This is a genomic window from Micromonospora coxensis (assembly GCF_900090295.1).
GTDB classification, from domain to species: domain Bacteria; phylum Actinomycetota; class Actinomycetes; order Mycobacteriales; family Micromonosporaceae; genus Micromonospora; species Micromonospora coxensis.
On sequence record NZ_LT607753.1, the window covers coordinates 2952793 to 2969344 of the forward strand.

General features: G+C 74.2%; 16 protein-coding genes. 7 read left to right on the forward strand and 9 right to left on the reverse strand.

All coding sequences use genetic code 11. The features are described from left to right. Nucleotides 1–15: 15 nt before the first annotated feature. A complete protein-coding gene (locus GA0070614_RS13290; protein WP_172892427.1) occupies nucleotides 16–822 on the reverse strand; it encodes a sugar phosphate isomerase/epimerase family protein in 807 nt (268 codons plus the stop codon). A gap of 76 nt (nucleotides 823–898) precedes the next feature. Next, complete coding sequence (locus tag GA0070614_RS13295; RefSeq protein ID WP_088976256.1) at nucleotides 899–1843, reverse strand: Ppx/GppA phosphatase family protein; 945 nt, start codon at nucleotides 1841–1843, stop codon at nucleotides 899–901. Nucleotides 1844–1917: 74 nt separating this feature from the next. Between GA0070614_RS13295 and GA0070614_RS13300 the strand changes: the two genes are divergently transcribed. Next, a complete protein-coding gene (locus GA0070614_RS13300) occupies nucleotides 1918–2727 on the forward strand; it encodes a hypothetical protein (protein WP_172892428.1) in 810 nt (269 codons plus the stop codon). A 26-nt stretch (nucleotides 2728–2753) separates the two neighbouring features. Here the strand turns inward: GA0070614_RS13300 and GA0070614_RS13305 are convergent, their stop codons facing one another. Both GA0070614_RS13305 and GA0070614_RS13310 read right to left on the reverse strand, forming a co-directional pair. Next, entirely contained in the window at nucleotides 2754–3437 is a 684-nt protein-coding gene (locus tag GA0070614_RS13305) for a response regulator transcription factor (protein WP_088976257.1), read from the reverse strand. 21 nt (nucleotides 3438–3458) lie between these two features. Further along, nucleotides 3459–4751 carry a sensor histidine kinase gene (locus tag GA0070614_RS13310; protein WP_408630751.1) on the reverse strand — a complete coding sequence of 431 codons (1293 nt, stop codon included), beginning with the start codon at nucleotides 4749–4751 and terminating at the stop codon, nucleotides 3459–3461. A gap of 202 nt (nucleotides 4752–4953) precedes the next feature. Here GA0070614_RS13310 and phoU point away from each other — a divergent pair, with 202 nt between their 5' ends. Continuing rightward, nucleotides 4954–5607: a phosphate signaling complex protein PhoU gene (gene phoU, locus GA0070614_RS13315; RefSeq protein ID WP_088976258.1), complete on the forward strand. Its 654-nt coding sequence runs from the start codon at nucleotides 4954–4956 to the stop codon at nucleotides 5605–5607. Nucleotides 5608–5659: 52 nt separating this feature from the next. Here the strand turns inward: phoU and GA0070614_RS13320 are convergent, their stop codons facing one another. Then, the gene (locus GA0070614_RS13320; RefSeq protein ID WP_088979409.1) at nucleotides 5660–6427 is read right to left on the reverse strand and encodes a phosphoglyceromutase; all 768 of its coding nucleotides are present in this window, start codon (nucleotides 6425–6427) and stop codon (nucleotides 5660–5662) included. A 151-nt stretch (nucleotides 6428–6578) separates the two neighbouring features. Between GA0070614_RS13320 and GA0070614_RS13325 the strand changes: the two genes are divergently transcribed. Then, nucleotides 6579–7889 (forward strand): MDR family MFS transporter, encoded by a 1311-nt coding sequence (locus GA0070614_RS13325; protein WP_088976259.1) that lies wholly within the window; start codon nucleotides 6579–6581, stop codon nucleotides 7887–7889. 138 nt (nucleotides 7890–8027) lie between these two features. After that, entirely contained in the window at nucleotides 8028–9299 is a 1272-nt protein-coding gene (locus tag GA0070614_RS13330; RefSeq protein ID WP_088976260.1) for an MFS transporter, read from the forward strand. Nucleotides 9300–9760: 461 nt separating this feature from the next. On the opposite strand, the gene GA0070614_RS13335 is transcribed toward GA0070614_RS13330, so the two are convergent. The 3 genes from GA0070614_RS13335 to mshA form a co-directional block, all read right to left on the reverse strand. After that, the gene (locus GA0070614_RS13335; RefSeq protein WP_088976261.1) at nucleotides 9761–10696 is read right to left on the reverse strand and encodes a hypothetical protein; all 936 of its coding nucleotides are present in this window, start codon (nucleotides 10694–10696) and stop codon (nucleotides 9761–9763) included. Nucleotides 10697–10771: 75 nt separating this feature from the next. Further along, a complete protein-coding gene (locus tag GA0070614_RS13340; RefSeq protein WP_088976262.1) occupies nucleotides 10772–11287 on the reverse strand; it encodes a type III secretion system chaperone family protein in 516 nt (171 codons plus the stop codon). Between the two features lie 57 nt (nucleotides 11288–11344). Continuing rightward, complete coding sequence (gene mshA, locus GA0070614_RS13345; RefSeq protein ID WP_088976263.1) at nucleotides 11345–12709, reverse strand: D-inositol-3-phosphate glycosyltransferase; 1365 nt, start codon at nucleotides 12707–12709, stop codon at nucleotides 11345–11347. A 181-nt stretch (nucleotides 12710–12890) separates the two neighbouring features. On the opposite strand from mshA, the gene GA0070614_RS13350 reads away from it, so the two are divergent. Together GA0070614_RS13350 and GA0070614_RS13355 are read left to right on the forward strand one after the other, a co-directional pair. Continuing rightward, nucleotides 12891–13658: an SDR family NAD(P)-dependent oxidoreductase gene (locus GA0070614_RS13350; RefSeq protein WP_088976264.1), complete on the forward strand. Its 768-nt coding sequence runs from the start codon at nucleotides 12891–12893 to the stop codon at nucleotides 13656–13658. Between the two features lie 46 nt (nucleotides 13659–13704). Continuing rightward, nucleotides 13705–14523, forward strand: a complete 819-nt coding sequence (locus GA0070614_RS13355) for an O-methyltransferase (RefSeq protein WP_088979410.1) — start codon at nucleotides 13705–13707, stop codon at nucleotides 14521–14523. Nucleotides 14524–14560: 37 nt separating this feature from the next. On the opposite strand, the gene GA0070614_RS13360 is transcribed toward GA0070614_RS13355, so the two are convergent. After that, complete coding sequence (locus GA0070614_RS13360) at nucleotides 14561–15652, reverse strand: UDP-N-acetylmuramate dehydrogenase (protein ID WP_088976265.1); 1092 nt, start codon at nucleotides 15650–15652, stop codon at nucleotides 14561–14563. Between the two features lie 71 nt (nucleotides 15653–15723). Between GA0070614_RS13360 and GA0070614_RS13365 the strand changes: the two genes are divergently transcribed. After that, a complete protein-coding gene (locus tag GA0070614_RS13365) occupies nucleotides 15724–16482 on the forward strand; it encodes a maleylpyruvate isomerase family mycothiol-dependent enzyme (protein WP_088976266.1) in 759 nt (252 codons plus the stop codon). Nucleotides 16483–16552 lie beyond the last annotated feature (70 nt).

Below are 16552 nucleotides of genomic sequence, written 5' to 3' on the forward strand. Positions count from 1 at the left end.
GGCGGGAGGGTGGGGTCAGGGGGTTACCGGGGAGGGGGCGGTGAGGTTGGCGCGGGCGAATTCGAGGGCCTCGCGCAGGTCCGCCTCGCGGACGGCGCGGCTCTTCGCGCCCCGGGTGGTGACCTCGACGGCCACCGAGCCGGTGAAGCCCCGGCCGGCGAGCGAGCGCAGCAGCTCGGCGCAGGGCTGACCGCCCCGGCCGGGCACCAGGTGCTCGTCGCGTCCCTCGCCGGTGCCGTCGCCCAGGTGCACGTGCGCCAGGCCGGCGCCCATCCGGTCGGCCATCGCCAGGGCATCGGTGTGCGACGCGGCGCAGTGCGACAGGTCCAGCGTGTAGGAGGCGTACCCGGCCTCGGTCGGGTCCCAGCCCGGGACGTACGGGACGAACTGCCGGCCGGCCATCCGCACCGGGTACATGTTCTCCACCGGGAAGCGCAGGTCGGGGTGCTGCCGGGCGATCCGGTCCAGCCCGTCGGCGAAGGTGCGGGCGTAGTCGCGCTGCCAGGTGAACGGCGGGTGCACCACCACGGTCGGCGCGCCCAGCGTCTCGGCCAGCTCCGCCGACCGGCGCAGCCGCTCCCACGGGTCGGGGCTCCAGACCCGCTGGGTGACCAGCAGACAGGGCGCGTGCACCGAGAGCACCGGCACGCCGTAGTGCTCGGCCAGACCGCGCAGCGCGCCGGCGTCCTGACTGACGGCGTCGGTCCAGACCATCACCTCGACGCCGTCGTAGCCCAGCGCGGCGGCCATCTGGAAGGCCGCCGCGGTCCGCTCAGGGAAGACCGAGGAACTGGAGAGGAGCACGGGGACGCGGGAAGTCACACCCATCAGGGTAGCCCCGCCCCCCGCACCGCTTCAGGACGAGCAGCCGCAAACCGCCCAGTTCGGTTGCCGAGCGTCACATCGGCTCCAGCTGATCCAACCGGCGCAGGATCACTCCCTCACGCAGCGCCCACGGGCAGATGTCCACCGACGCCACGTCGAGGCGACGCATCACCGCCTCCGCCACCACCGCCCCGGCGAGCAGCTGGTGCGCCCGCTGCGCGCTGACCCCCTCCAGCTCGGGGAGCTGGGCCGGCGGGATGTGCCGGATGAACCCGAGCACCTGGCGCAGGCCCGTGCGGGTCAGGCTGCGCCGGGCCCAGAGCCCCGCCCCGGACGGGGCGGCGCCGGCGAGCCGGGCCAGCATCCGGAAGGTCTTCGAGGTGGCGACCGGCCGCTCCCAGCCCACCTCGGTCAGCTTCCCCAGCACCGGGTCGAGCAGTTCGTCGACGTACTCCCGCAGCTCCTCCACCGCCTCCCCCGACGGCGGCGTCAGGCCCGACGGGTCGATCCGCAGCCGCTCCCGGCTCAGCCGCCCGGCGCCCAGCGGCAGCGAGACCGCCACGTCCGGCTCCTCGTCGATGCCGGCGGCCAGCTCCAACGAGCCGCCGCCGATGTCCATCGCCAGCAGCCGCCCGGCCGACCAGCCGAACCACCGCCGCACCGCGAGGAAGGTCATCCGCGCCTCGTCCGCGCCGGAGAGCACCTCCAGGCGTACCCCGGTGGTGTCCCGGACCCGGGCCAGCACCTCGGCGGCGTTGGTGGCGTCGCGCACCGCGCTGGTCGCGAAGGCCAGCAGGTCGTCGGCGTCCAGCCCGGCCGCGGCGGTACGCGCCATGCCGACCGCCTTGACCAGGCCGTCGGCGCCCTCCTCGGTCAGCGCGCCGTCCGGGCCGATCTGCTCGGCCAGCCGGAGCACCACCTTCTCGGAGTGCGCCGGCCAGGGGTGCGCGCCGTGGTGGGCGTCGACCACCAGCAGGTGCACCGTGTTGGAGCCGACGTCGAGGACACCCAGTCGCATGCTGTCGACCCTAGGGCCAACACGTTCGGCCGGCTCGCCGGTCGGGCGGCGTCACCCCGCGTAGGCTGGTCCGGGTGACGAGCCAGGTGGAACTGCACGTGCTGGTGGACGACCCGGACGACCCGCGCAGCCGCGAGGTGGGCCTGGACTTCCCGCGCGAGTGGATCGAGTTCGTCGACCCGGCCGACGCCACCCACGTGGTCCGCGCCGACCTGACCTGGCTGCTGTCCCGCTGGACGTGCGTCTTCGGCCGGGGCTGCCACGGCATCGTCGCCGGCCGGGCCGCCGACGGCTGCTGCTCGCACGGGGCGTTCTTCACCGACTCGGACGACGAGAAGCGGGTCCGGGCGGCGGTCAAGCGGCTCACCCCGGCCACCTGGCAGCACTTCCGCAAGGGCTTCAAGAACTGGACCGAGAACGACACGATCGACGGCGAGAACCCGGCCCGGCGCACCGCCACCCGGGCCGTGGACGCGCCGTGCGTGTTCCTCAACGACGCCGACTTCCCGGGCGGGGGCGGCTGCGCCCTGCACGCCCAGGCGCTGCGTGACGGGGTGCACCCGCTGGAGTACAAGCCGGACGTCTGCTGGCAGCTGCCGATCCGCCGGGACCAGGAGTGGCACAAGCGGCCGGACAACACCAAGGTGCTGGTGTCCAGCCTGTCGGAGTTCGACCGGCGGGGCTGGGGCGCGGGCGGGCACGACCTGGACTGGTGGTGCACCTCGTCCACGGACGCGCACGTCGGCGCGGACCCGATGTACGTGTCGTACGGCCCGGAGCTGACCGCCCTGATCGGCGCGCCCGCGTACGCGAAGCTCGCCGAGGTGTGCGCGGCCCGGCTGCGGCAGGGCCAGGTCGCCCCGCACCCGGCCAGCGAGGGCTGACCGGGTCGCCCCGGCGGACGGACGGCCTACGGCTCGAACTTGTAGCCCAGGCCACGCACGGTGACGATGAACCGCGGCGCGGACGGCTCCGGCTCGATCTTGGAGCGCAACCGCTTCACGTGCACGTCCAGCGTCTTGGTGTCGCCGACGTAGTCGGCGCCCCAGACCCGGTCGATGAGCTGGCCCCGGGTCAGCACCCGGCCGGCGTTGCGCAGCAGCAGCTCCAGCAGCTCGAACTCCTTGAGCGGGAGCTGGACGGGAGCGCCGTCGACGGTGACCACGTGCCGCTCGATGTCCATCCGGACCGGGCCGGCGGCCAGCGTCGGCGCACCCGACTCGGCGACCTCGGGGCTCTGCCGGCGCAGCACGGCCCGGATGCGGGCGACCAGCTCACGCGGCGAGTACGGCTTGGTGACGTAGTCGTCGGCCCCGATCTCCAGGCCGACCACCTTGTCGATCTCGCTGTCCCGGGCGGTGACCATGATGATCGGCACGTGCGAGCGCTGCCGCAGTTGCCGGCAGACCTCGGTGCCGGACATCTCCGGCAGCATCAGGTCGAGCAGGACGATGTCCGCGCCGGTCCGGTCGAACTCGGTGAGGGCGGAGGGACCGGTCGCGGCGACCGACACCTCGAAGCCCTCCTTGCGAAGCATGTACGACAGGGCGTCGGAGAACGACTCCTCGTCCTCGACCACCAGTACGCGGCTCAACGGGGTGCTTCCTTTCCTTGGTCAGACCTGCCGGAGCTCGGCCGGGCCGGCCTCGATCCCAGCCGACGGCAGTATCGTCGCCAGGTCGTCCGGGGGGCTCGCGGGTAGCCGGAGGGTGAACGTCGACCCCCCGCCCAGGGTGCTGGAGACCTCCACCCGTCCGCCGTGGTTGCTGGCGATGTGCTTGACGATGGCCAGGCCCAGGCCGGTGCCACCGGTGGAGCGGGAGCGGGCCTGGTCGGCGCGGTAGAACCGCTCGAAGATCCGGTCCACGTCGTTCGGGGCGATACCGATGCCCTGGTCGGTGACGGCGATCTGGACGTGGTCGTCGTCGGCGTGGGTGGCGACCCGTACGACGGTGCCCTCGCCGGAGTAGTTGACGGCGTTCTCCACCAGGTTGGCCACGGCGGTGGCGAGCTGGCTGTCGCTGCCGTACACGGTCAGCCCCTTCTCGCCCTCGGTCACCACCTGGATGCCCCGGGCGGCGGCCGTGGTCCTGGTCCGGTCGAGCACCTCGGCGAGGACCCAGTCCACGGCCACCGGCTCGGGCGCCGGCTGCGGTTCGGCCCCCTGGAGCCGGGTCAGCTCCAGCAACTCCTGCACCAGCCGGCCCAGCCGGGTCGACTCGTGCTGGATCCGCTCGGCGAAGCGGCGGGCCGCGACCAGGTCCTCGGAGAGGTCGGGCGCGGTGGCGGAGGCCGGCTCGGTGGCGTCCAGCAGCGCCTCGGCGAGCAGTTGCAGCGCGCCGATCGGCGTCTTCAGCTCGTGGCTGACGTTGGCCACGAAGTCGCGGCGCACCCGGGCGAGCCGGTGCGACTCGGTGACGTCCACGGCCTCGACGGAGATGTAGCCGGCGCCGAGGCCCATCGCCCGCAGGTGCACGCCGAGCGGGTTCTCCCCGGCGTTGTCGCGGCCACGGGGCAGGTCCAGCTCGATCTCGCGCCGCACGCCGGTGCGGCGCACCTGCCCGGCCAGGGTACGGATCAACGGGTGGGCGGCGATCGAGCCGGGCGTGCCGCCGGTGCGCAGCAGCCCCATCGCCCGGGCGGCCGGGTTGACCAGGACCGGCACGTCGTCCGGGTCGAGCACGACCACTCCGGCGCGCAGCGAGTCGATCGTCTTGCGGCCGAGCCCGGAGAGCCCGCCGTGCTGGTCGTCGGGAATCGCGAGCCTCCCCATGCTCCATCGGGAGCCACGGCCCCCCGACGACGCCGTGCGGCGTCGCCACGATGCCAGGGGCCGGGACAGCAGCAGTCCGGCGACCAGGCCGGTCACCAGTGCCATGGCCACGACGGCGGCCACCACCCAATCCACCTGGCGATCGTAGGGTCATTGTTAACCTGAGGAACGCCCAGATCAGGACGAACCACTCTCACTTCCGCAGAAGTTCACTTTCGGGTCCCGCGTCGTTCACCGGAGTTCACCTCGGGTCCGCTCCCCCGGCCTACGGTGGGCCGCGCACCGCCGACCGGACCCGCCGGGACCCCGGCGACCACCGAAACCCCAGGAAGTGACGATGCGCGACGAGTTCCGGGCCGACCTGCAGACGGTCAGCCAACTGCTGGTGGACATGGCGGAGGGGGTGCGCGCCGCCATGCACCGGGCCACCCGCGGCCTGCTCAAGGCCGACCGCGAGGCGTCGGAGGCCGTGATCGCCCGCGACGCCGAGATCGACGACCTCTACCGGCAGGTCGAGGAGCGGGTCTGCGACCTGCTCGCCCGGCAGGCGCCGGTCGCCTCCGACCTGCGCGCCATGATCACCGCGCTGCACGTCGCGGCCGACCTGGAGCGGATGGGCGACCTGGCCGACCACGTGGCGAAGACGGCGCTGCGCCGGCACCCCTCGCCGGCCGTGCCGGCCGAGCTGCGGCCGGTCTTCACCGACATGGCCGGCATCGCCGACCGGATGGCCGAGAAGATCGCCAAGGTGCTGGCCAGCCCCGACGCGGACCTCGCCGCCGAGCTGGACCACGACGACGACGCCATGGACGACCTGCACAAGAGCCTCTTCGGCGTGCTGCTCGGCGAGGACTGGCCGTACGGGGTGGAGACGGCGATCGACGCCACCCTGCTCGGCCGCTTCTACGAGCGGTTCGCCGACCACGCGGTGAACGCCGGCGAGCACGTCGTCTACCTGATCACCGGGGAGAGCACGCCCACGTCGAACTGACCGTGGCACGGCGACGGCCCCCGGGGAGTCCCCGGGGGCCGTCGCCGTCTCGTCAGCGGCCCTGGTTGGCGACCGCGGCGGCAGCCGCCTTGGCGGCCTCCGGGTCGAGGTACGTGCCGCCGAGCACCTGCGGGCGCAGGTTCGGGTCGAGGTCGTAGCGCAGCGGGATGCCGGTCGGGATGTTCAGCTTGGCGATCGCCTCGTCGCTGATCTGGTCGAGGTGCTTGACCAGGGCGCGCAGTGAGTTGCCGTGCGCGGCGACCAGCACCGTGCGACCGGCCAGGATGTCCGGCACGATCGAGTCGTACCAGTACGGCAGCATCCGCTCGACGACGTCCTTGAGGCACTCGGTACGCGGCATCAGCTCGGTCGGCAGCAGCGCGTACCGCGGGTCGCCGACCTGCGAGAACTCGTCGTCGTCGGCGATCGGCGGCGGCGGGGTGTCGTACGACCGGCGCCAGAGCATGAACTGCTCCTCGCCGTACTGCTCCAGGGTCTGCTTCTTGTTCTTGCCCTGCAGGGCGCCGTAGTGGCGCTCGTTGAGCCGCCACGACCGGCGCACCGCGATCCAGTGCCGGTCGGCGGCGTTCAGCGCCAGCTCGGCGGTGCGGATCGCGCGCCGCATCACGCTGGTGTGCACCACGTCCGGCAGCAGGCTGTGCTCGCGCAGCAGCTCGCCGCCGCGGCGTGCCTCCTTCTCGCCCTTCTCGGTCAGGTCGACGTCGACCCAGCCGGTGAAGAGGTTCTTGGCGTTCCAGTCGCTCTCGCCGTGCCGCAGCAGGACCAGCGTCCCGACGGTGGGCCCTTCGCTCGCAGTCATGCCGATCATCCTGCCGCACGTCACCGGAGGACACGCGGTCAGTGGTCGTGACGACCACCACGTGGAAATTCCGGTGACCGGTGATTCGCCCGGACACTAGGTTGTAAGGCGCTGAACATAGGACGGTCATTACCTGAGCGGGGGCGCGGGCGTGCGGACGATGACGAGCTGGTTCCGGGACACGACGGGCGGGCTGCCGAGGACCTTCTGGTACCTCTGGACCGGCACCCTGATCAACCGGCTCGGCTCGTTCGTCCTGGTCTTCCTCGCCATCTACCTCACCCAGGAGCGCGGCTTCTCCGCCGCCCAGGCCGGCCTGGTGCTGGGCCTCTGGGGCGTCGGCGGCGCGGTCGGCACCACCGTCGGGGGCACCCTCGCCGACCGGTGGGGCCGCCGCCCCACCCTGCTCACCGCGCACCTCGGCGCGGCCGCCATGATGCTGGCGCTCGGCCTGGCCCGGCCGTTGTGGGCGGTGGCCGTGGGGGCGCTGCTGCTCGGCATGTTCGCCGAGGCGGCCCGCCCGGCATTCGGGGCCATGATGGTCGACGTGGTGCCGGCGGCCGACCGGCTGCGCGCCTTCTCCCTGAACTACTGGGCGATCAACCTGGGCTTCGCCTGCGCCGCCGTCCTCGCCGGCCTGGCCGCGCAGTCCAGCTACCTGCTGCTCTTCGTGGTCGACGCGATCACCACGCTGGTCACCGCGCTGATCATCTTCGCCAAGGTGGGCGAGACCCGCCGGGCCACCACCCCCGCCGCACCCAAGGGCGGCCCGGCCCCGGCCGGGGCGCTGCGGACCATCCTCACCGACCGGGTCTACCTGGGCTTCGTGGCGCTCAACCTGTTCGGCGCGCTGGTCTTCCTCCAGCACATCTCGATGCTGCCGATCGCGATGGGCGACTCCGGCCTGAGCCCCGCCACCTACGGCTCGGTGATCGCGCTCAACGGCGTGCTGATCGTGGTCGGTCAGCTCTTCGTGCCCCGGCTGATCAAGGGGCGGAGCCGGTCGCACGTGCTCGCCCTGGCCTCGCTGGTGATGGGCGTCGGCTTCGGCCTCACCGCGTTCGCCGAGGCGGCCTGGTTCTACGGGCTCACCGTGCTCATCTGGACCCTCGGCGAGATGCTCAACTCGCCGTCCAACGCCACCCTGATCGCCGAGCTCTCCCCCGCCGAGCTGCGCGGTCGCTACCAGGGCGTCTTCTCGCTCTCCTGGCAGGTGGCCGGCGCGGTGGCGCCGGTGGCCGGCGGCCTGGTCCGCGAGCACGCCGGCAACGCCACGCTCTGGGCCGCCTGCGCCGTGATCGGCGGGCTGATGGCGGTCGCCCACCTGGTCTCCGGCCCGGCCCGGGAGCGGCGCGCCGCCCAGCTCCGGCCGCCGGCCGAGCCGGTCACCCCGGTCACCGCCGTGCGACCGCCGGCCCCGCAGGCGGCCGAGGCCGCGGCGACCGCGCCGGCTCCCTCCTGAGTACGCGGACAGCCGCCCCGCCCCCGGCCACGCACCCGGGGCGCCGGCCCGGACGGTGACCGGGAACACGGTGGCGTAGCGCCCCCGGCCTCCCTACGGTCGGGGGCGCAACTGTCAACAAACTTGCCTGGAGGACGGGTGCGCGGCCTGCGGCGCTGGTGGGACGACACGGCCGGCGGGCTCCCCGCCGTCTTCTGGTACCTCTGGACCGGCCTGCTGGTGAACCGGGCCGGTGCCTTCGCGGTGCTCTTCCTGCCGCTCTGGCTGACCGAGGAACGGGGTGCCGGCGAGTCCCTCGCCGGCGCGGTGGTCGGGGCGTACGGGGCGGGCGGGGCGGTCGGCGTCCTGCTCGCCGGGGTGCTGGCGGACCGTTGGGGACGGCGGGCCACCCTGCTCGCCGCCCACCTCGTCGCGGCCGGGCTGATGCTGGCGCTGGCGTTCAGCACGCACCTGGCGCTGATCGCCGTCCTCGCCGCGCTGGTCGGGATCGCGCACTCGATGCCGAGCCCGGCGTTCGTGGCGGCGATCGTGGACGTGGTGCCCGAGCACCGCCGCTCCCGCGCGTTCAACCTCCAGTTCTGGGCGTTCAACCTCGGCATGGCGGTGGCCTCGCTGCTCGCGGGGCTGCTGGCCGAGGCGAGCTTCGTGGCGCTCTTCCTGGTCGACGCCGCCGCGACCCTGGCCGCCGCCGTACTCATCGCCGGGAAGGTGCCGGAGACCCTGCCCCGCGCCGCCGGCCCCCGCGCGACCCGGTCCGGTGGCGGGGATCCCGTCGCCGGCCGCCGGCCGGGACTGGCCACCGCGCTGACCGACGGCACCTTCCTGGTCTTCGTGGGGCTGACGTTCGTGCTGGCCGTGCTGACCATGCAGGCGTCGACGATCATGCCGCTGGCGATGCGCGCGGACGGCCTGGGCCCGTCGGCGTACGGGACGGTGGTGGCGCTGGGCGGCGCGCTGATCGTGGTGGGACAACTCTTCGTGCCCCGGTTGATCGACCGGCACCGCGCGCACCACGTGCTGGCGGTCTCCACCGGCCTGCTGGCGCTCGGCTTCGGGGCGCTGGCCTACGCCGACCTGCTGCCGGTCTACCTGCTCGCCGCGGTGGTCTGGACGGTCGGCTCGATGCTCGCCGCGCCGCCGAACGCGCAGATCAACGCCGACCTGGCCCCACCGGCGCTGCGGGCGCGCTACCAGTCGGTGTTCTACCTGACCTTCCCGGCGGCGTCCTTCGTCGCGCCGACGCTCGGCGGGGTGAGCCTGGAACACCTCGGGGAGCGGCACTGGCTGCTGGTGGGGGCGCTGGGACTGCTCGCCACCGCCGGTCACCTGCTCGCCGGGCCGTCCCGGGAGCGCCGGGTCGCGGCCCGCGCCGCCCGCCCGACCACCCCCGAACGGGCGCGGGTGGGCTGAGGCGGCGTCTCCGGGCCGGACCGCTGCGGGGCGTTCACGGCGGCGGGCGCTGGCGTTGCGTGGCGGCGGAGGTGCCACCTGGCGGTGCGGGTCAACGGCGAAGCGCCCGCTCCGACCGGAGTCGGAACGGGCGCTCGCACCGCTTGCCCGGCGGCGGCGGGCGACACTCACCCCCGTAAGCGTCGCCCGCTCGCGCCGCCGGTTCCACGGGTGGCACCGTCCCCCAACGATGTGCTCCACCCGTTTGGCGCCTCGCTCGGTGCACGGATCTGATCGATCCGCCGCTCCCCCGAACGATTCCGAGCGTGGCGCGGTGCAATAAAGTTAGTTCGCCCAGTTTCCGGATTCAACCTGGATCGCTGTCTCGCCCGTCACAACCACGGCGTCCGATCCGGTCGTCCCCTGCTCCGGGCCTCGGAGGTGGTCAACACGGCGTTCCCGTCGACCATTCCCGTAAACCCTCAGGCGTCCTCCCGTTCGGGGGACTCGGTACGGAAGAAGTTGCTCTGCCGCCCGTCGCGCAACTGCTCCTGGTAGATCAGGTTCAGCCGCCGTGCGTCGAATGTCCGGAACCAGTCGTCCCAGGTGATCACCTGCACCCGGCTGCTCTCCCGGTAGCCCGGGATCTCGAAGGTGAGCACCCCCGGCCGGCCCTCGCGCTCGGTGCCCGCGATGGTGGCCGGCCTGGCGCCCCGGGCCCGCGCCCAGTTGCGGATCACGTCGTGGTTGGTGGTGACGAGGCTGCGGCCGGGACGCTCCGGACGGTCCGCCGGCGAGCTGATCAGCTGCGACGAGCGTACCGAGCGGGCGGTGGACCGGCCGGTGCGCGCACCCGCCGCCGGGGCCGCCGCCTTGCGGGCCGGGGCCGCCTTCGCGCGCGCCGGAGCCGCCTTCGCGCGCGCCGGAGCCGCCTTGGCCCGGGTCGTGGTCGACTTCGCCGCCTTCGCGGGCGCGGCCTTCGCCCCGGTCGCCGCCCGGGTGGTCGTCGACCGCCGGGCCGCCGCCGTGGTGGTCTTCCGGGGCGCCGCCGCCTTGCGGGCCGGCGCCGGGGCGGCCTTCGCCCGGGTCGCCTTCCGGGCGCCCGTCGTCCTCGCCGCCGCGGCCTTCTTCGTGGCGGTCTTCCTCGCCGGGGCGCGACCGGCCGGGCCGGTGCCGCGCCGGGCCGCCCCGCCGCCCTCGGCCCGCAGGGTCCGCGCCAGCGTCTTCACCAGCTCGGGCTTGCGCAGCGCGGAGATGCCCGCGACGCCGCGCCGCCGCAGCTGCCCACGGATGTCGTCCACCTTCATCCGGGAGATCTCCGACTCGGAGATCCCGGGCGTGTTCGGGGTCCGGTTGCCCGCCCGACGTTTCGTCCCGGTCGCCGTTGCGCCGCGACCTGAGCTGTTCCGCTGAGCCATGACACGCTCCTCGACAGTCCGTCTCGGCCTGCGGCGGGTCCCACAACGCCGCACCGCAGCGGTGCGGCATACCCGTCAGGACCGGTCCGAACCTCCGGAGGACGGTTCGAAGAGGTGGGCGAAGGCGGCGAGGTTCGCGGTCGACTCGCCCCGCTTGACCCGCCACTCCCACTCGCGCCGGATCGAACTGCCGAAGCCGATCTCCAGCATCGTGTCGAAGGACTCGTCGGAGTAGGTCAACACGGCGCCGAGCAGCCGGTCCAGCTCGTCGGCGTCGATGCCGGCCGGGTTGACCCGTCCGGTCAGGTAGACGTCGCCGACCGCGTCGATCGAGAAGGAGACCCCGTACATCCGGGCGTTGCGTTGCAGCAGCCAGGCCCAGAGCTCCTCGCGGCGCTCGTCGGGCTGGCGCATCACGAACGCCTCGATCCGCAGCGCGTGCTCGCCGACGATCAGGTTGCAGATCGTCTTGAGCTTGTGGGTGCCCGGCAGGGTCACCGCGTACGAGTGCTCACCGGTCGACTCCCAGTCCAGCTCCCGCTCGGTGCAGACGGACTCGATCAGGGCGGCCAGCTCGCTCTTCGCGCTCATCGCACCCACTCTACGGGCGGCCCGGCACCCGCACCGGACGGCGACGGGTGGCCCGGGTCACCACGAACAGGACAGCGCCGCGTCCCCGGCGAGCTGGACCGACAGCCGGTCCCGGTGCTCCGCGATCGCCTCCCCGTAGACGCCGAGCAGGCCGGAGACGGTCCGCTCCCAGGAGAAGTTCCGCGCGTGCCGGGCCGCGCCGACGGCCAGCCGGTCCCGTCGACCCCGGTCCGGCAGCAGGTGGGCGAGGGTACGCGCCCACTCGTCCGGGTCGTGCCCGTCGACCAGCACCCCGCTGGCCCCGTCCCGCACGGCGGTGACCAGGCCACCGACGGCGGCGGCCACCACCGGGGTGCCGCAGGCCTGCGCCTCCAGCGCCACCAGCCCGAACGACTCGTTGTACGACGGCACCGCGACCAGGTCGGCGGCGCGGTACAGCGCGGGCAGGTCCGCGCCGGTCTGCGGGGGCAGGAACCGCACCCGGTCGGCGATGCCGAGCGAGGCGGCCAGCTCGATCAGCGCGGTGGGGCGCTCCAACCCGCTGCCGCTCGGCCCGCCGCAGATCACCACGGTCAACTCGTCGGCGAGCGCGGGATCGTGCCGGCGCAGCGCGGCGACCGCGCGGATCAGCACGTCGGGGGCCTTGAGCGGCTGGATCCGGCCGACGAACGCCACCACGTACCCCTGGGTGGGCAGCCCGAGCCGGCGGCGGGCCGCGACGGCGGTGGCGTGCCGGTCGCCGAGGGCCGGCCGGAACCGGTCCAGGTCGACGCCGGGCTCGACCACGGCGACCCGGGCCGGGTCGGCGTCGTACCGGCCGATCAGGTCATGGGCCTCGACGCGGGTGTTGGCGACCAGCCGGTCGGCCTCGGCCACCACCTGCTCCTCGCCGATCACCCGGGCCTTCGGCTCCGGCCGGTCACCGGCGGCGAGCTGGGCGTTCTTGACCTTGGCGAGGGTGTGCGCGGTGTGCACCAGGGGCACTCCCCAGCGCTCCTTGGCCAGCCAGCCGACCTGGCCGGAGAGCCAGTAGTGCGAGTGGATCAGGTCGTAGTGGCCGGGGGCGCGGGCCGCCTCGGCGCGCAGCACGCCGGCGGTGAAGGCGCAGAGCTGGCCGGGCAGCTCCTCCTTGGTCAGCCCCTCCAGCGGTCCGGCGGTGACGTGCCGGACGTGCACGCCGGGGGCCATCTCGACCACCGGGGGCAGGTCACCGGAGGTGGCGCGGGTGAAGATCTCCACCTCGACGTCGGCCTCGGCGAGCCGTCGGGCGACCTCCAGGATGTAGACGTTCATCCCACCGGCGTCGCCGGTGCCGGGCTGGTGCAGCGGGGAGGTGTGCACGGAGACCGTGGCGATCCGGCGGGGACGGGGCCACGGCAGGGCACCGCGCTGACGACCGACACCGGTGTGCAACTCCGCCACGTCCGCTCCCTCTGTCACGGTTGATGCCGTCCCGCACGACCGGCGCTTCTCGGTCAACCTCCACGCCGGATGTCATCTTCCCGATTGCGCAGTGGACATGCTCTTTCGCGGGGGCCGGGGGTGACGGACCTCATCGACGGGCCACCGTCGCCCCCCTCGGCGGCCGGGTGACAATGGCCGGATGACCTCAGTCGCGATCGTCACCGGGGCGTCCAGCGGGATCGGCGCGGCCACCGCCCGCCGGCTGGCCGCCGAGGGCTTCCACGTGCTGGCCGCCGCGCGGCGTACCGACCGGCTGGCCGGGCTGGTCGCCGAGATCGAGGCGGCCGGCGGCACGGCCACCGCCGTGGGCTGCGACGTCACCTCCGGCGAGTCGGTCGCCGGGCTGGCCGCCGCGGCCTCCGCCGCGCCCGGTCCGGTCACCCTGCTGGTGAACAACGCCGGTGGCGCGCGCGGGCTGGACCCGGTGGAGTCCGGCTCGGTGGGCGACTGGCAGTGGATGTACGACGTGAACGTGCTCGGCACGCTCCGGGTCACCCAGGCTCTGCTGCCCGCCCTGGAGGCGTCCGGCGCCGGCACCATCGTCATCGTCTCCTCCACCGCCGGTTTCACCGTCTACGAGGGCGGGGGCGGCTACACCGCGGCGAAGCACGCGCAGACCGCCGTGGCCGGGACGCTCCGGCTGGAGCTGTGCGGGCGGCCGGTCCGGGTGGTCGAGATCGATCCGGGCATGGTGAGGACGGACGAGTTCGGCCTGGTCCGCTTCGACGGCGACGCCGACAAGGCGGCCGCGACGTACGCGGGGGTCGCCGAGCCGCTGGTCGCCGAGGACGTCGCCGACTGCATCGCCTGGTGCGCCACCCGGCCGCACCACGTCAACGTGGACCGCCTCGTCGTCCGCCCGCTGGCCCAGGCCGCCCAGCACAAGGTGCACCGGGTCGGCCCGTGAAGCGCGAGGGGTGAGCCGGGACGTGCGGGCCCCGGGGACGGATCCGGTGGGCCCGGGGCGGCGACCCGGCACAGGGGCCGTACCTGCCCGGCCGCTCGGCGTCGTCACCCGGGGCACGACCAACCCCAACCGGCTGCGGCGGGTGGACAACTGGATCGTCGAGAACTGCGGCGACCTGCTGCGCGCGGCCGGTGACCCGCTGGTGGTCGACCTCGGCTACGGCGCCACCCCGGTCACCGCCGTGGAGCTGCGCGCCCGGCTGGCCGCCGGGGTCCGCCCCGACGTGCGGGTGGTCGGGCTGGAGATCGATCCGGTACGCGTCGCCGCCGCCGCGCCCGCCGCCGACCCGCCGTGGCTGACCTTCGCCCGGGGCGGCTTCGAGCTGGCCGGGCTGCGTCCCGCCGTGGTCCGGGCGTTCAACGTGCTGCGCCAGTACGACGAGAGCGAGGTCGCCGACGCCTGGCGTACGGTCACCGACCGGCTGGCCCCCGGCGGGGTGCTGGTGGAGGGGACCTGCGACGAACTGGGCCGGCTCGGTGGCTGGGTGCTGGTGGACGCCGAGGGCCCCCGGACGCTCACCCTGGCCGCGAAGCTCACCACCCTGGAGAGTCCGGCCGCCCTCGCCGAACGTCTGCCGAAGGCCCTGATCCACCGCAACGTCCCCGGCGAGCGGATCCACGACCTGCTCCGCGCGCTCGACGACGCCTGGCGCTCGGCGGCCGGCTACGCCCCGTTCGGCCCCCGCCAGCGCTGGCTACGGGCGGTGAGTGCGGTCCGGGCGGCGGGCTGGCCGGTCCTCGGCCGCCCGCGCCACTGGCGCCACGGCCACCTCACCCTCCCCTGGCCCGCCGTCTCCCCCCGCTGACCCCACCCGGTCCCGCCCTCCGGAGTCCCGCCGGGGGTCAGATCTGGCAGTTGACGAGGACGGGTTCGGGGTGGAGGGGGACGCCGAAGCGGGCGTGGACGCCGTCGCGGATCTCGCGGGCCAGCGCGACCAGGGCGGCGGTGCTGGCGGTGCCGGAGTGGTTGGTGAGGGCGAGGGTGTGCTTGGAGGAGATGGCGGTGCCCTCCGGGCCGGGGTGGCCCTTGCCGAAGCCGGCCTTGTCGATCAGCCAGGCGGCGCTGACCTTCACCATGTCGCCCGGGCAGGGCCAGGAGGGCGGCTCGCCCAGCTCGGCGGCGCGCTCGCGCAGCAGCTCGTACGCCTCCCGGTCGAGCACCGGGTTGGTGAAGAACGACCCGACCGACCAGGTGTCGGGGTCGGCGGCGTCGAGCACCATGCCCTTGCCGGCGCGCAGCCGCAGCACGGTCGCCCGCGCGTCGGCCAGCGGCACCCGGTCGCCGACCTCGACGCCCAGCGCCCGGGCCAGCTCGGCGTAGCGCACCGGCCCGGACAACGGCGAGCGGTGCAGCCGGAAGTCGACGGTGAGCACCACCCAGCGGTCGCTGTACTTGAAGATGCTGGACCGGTACGCGAAGCCGCAGTCCGCCGCGTCGATCCGGTCGACGCGCCCGTCCCGGCGGTCGTAGACCTCGACGCCGGTGATGATCTCGGCGACCTCCTGCCCGTACGCCCCGACGTTCTGGATCGGGGTGGCCCCGGCCGAGCCGGGGATGCCGGAGAGGCACTCCAGCCCGGACCAGCCGTTGGCCACGGTGGTGGCCACCAGGTCGTCCCAGGGCTCGCCGGCCTCGACCCGTACGGTGACGGTGTCGGCGTCCTCGGCGACCACCCGCAGCCCCCGCGACCGCACCAGGACGACCGTGCCGGGGAAGCCGCCGTCACCCACCACGACGTTGCTGCCACCCGCGAGAATGAGCACCTGATCGTCCCGCCGTCGCGCCTCCTGCACCTTTTGTACGATTTCCTCGGCGCTGGTGGCGGTCTCCAGCCGGCCGGCGGGGCCGCCGAGGCGGAGCGTGGTGTATCGCGCCAGGGCGGACGGGGCGGCGGGACCGGCTCCGGTCGTCGGTTCGGCGTAGACGTCAGACACGCCTCTCACCCTAGGCTGAGAGGCAGCCGCGGCACCCACTGGTGGCCCGGTCACCCCCGGGGAGGATTGGGATGAGCAGACTGCACGGCACGAAGGACTTCTGGATCGGCGCGTTGCGGGCCGACGGCCCGGCGTTCGCCTCGGCGGTCGCCGAGGCCCCGCCCGAGACCCCGGTGCTCTCCTGTCCGGGCTGGACGGTCGCCGACCTCACGCTGCACCTCGCCAGCATCTACCACTGGGTGCACTCCTTCGCCGGCTCCGGCGAGGCCGGCCAGCCGGCCCGGCGCGACGACGCCGAACTCCCCGGCGGGGTGACCCCGCTCCAGCTCTGGCAGCACGGGTACGACCAGCTCATGACCCTCTTCGACGGCCTCGACCCGGAGGCCCCGGCGTGGAACTGGGCGCCGCAGCCGAAGAAGGCCGCCTTCTGGCTGCGCCGGATGGCCCACGAGACGGCGGTGCACCGCTGGGACGCCCAGCTCGCCATCGCCGCGGGCGGCCCGATCGAGGCGAAGCTCGCGGCCGACGGTGTCGGCGAGGTGCTGGACACCTGGCTCCCCGCCGGCCGCCGGGCGGTGCAGGGGCAGTGGCACGGGGTGGTGCAGCTGACCGCGACGGACGTCGCCCAGGAGTGGTACCTGCGGCTGCGCGGCGACGGGGTGGCCCTGCTCGACACCGCCACCGTCTTCGGCCACGAGGACCACCACGCCCGCGCCCAGGTCACCGGGACCGCCAGCGACCTGCTGCTCGCCCTCTGGGGCCGGGTCAGCTTCGACACCCTCGGGGTCACCGGCGACCGCACCCTGCTGGAGGGTCTGCGCACCGGCTGACCCGTCGTTCCCGGAGAGCGGCCGTCCCACCCGGGCACGGCCGCTCTCGTCGTCCCGGGGGCGGGAAGGT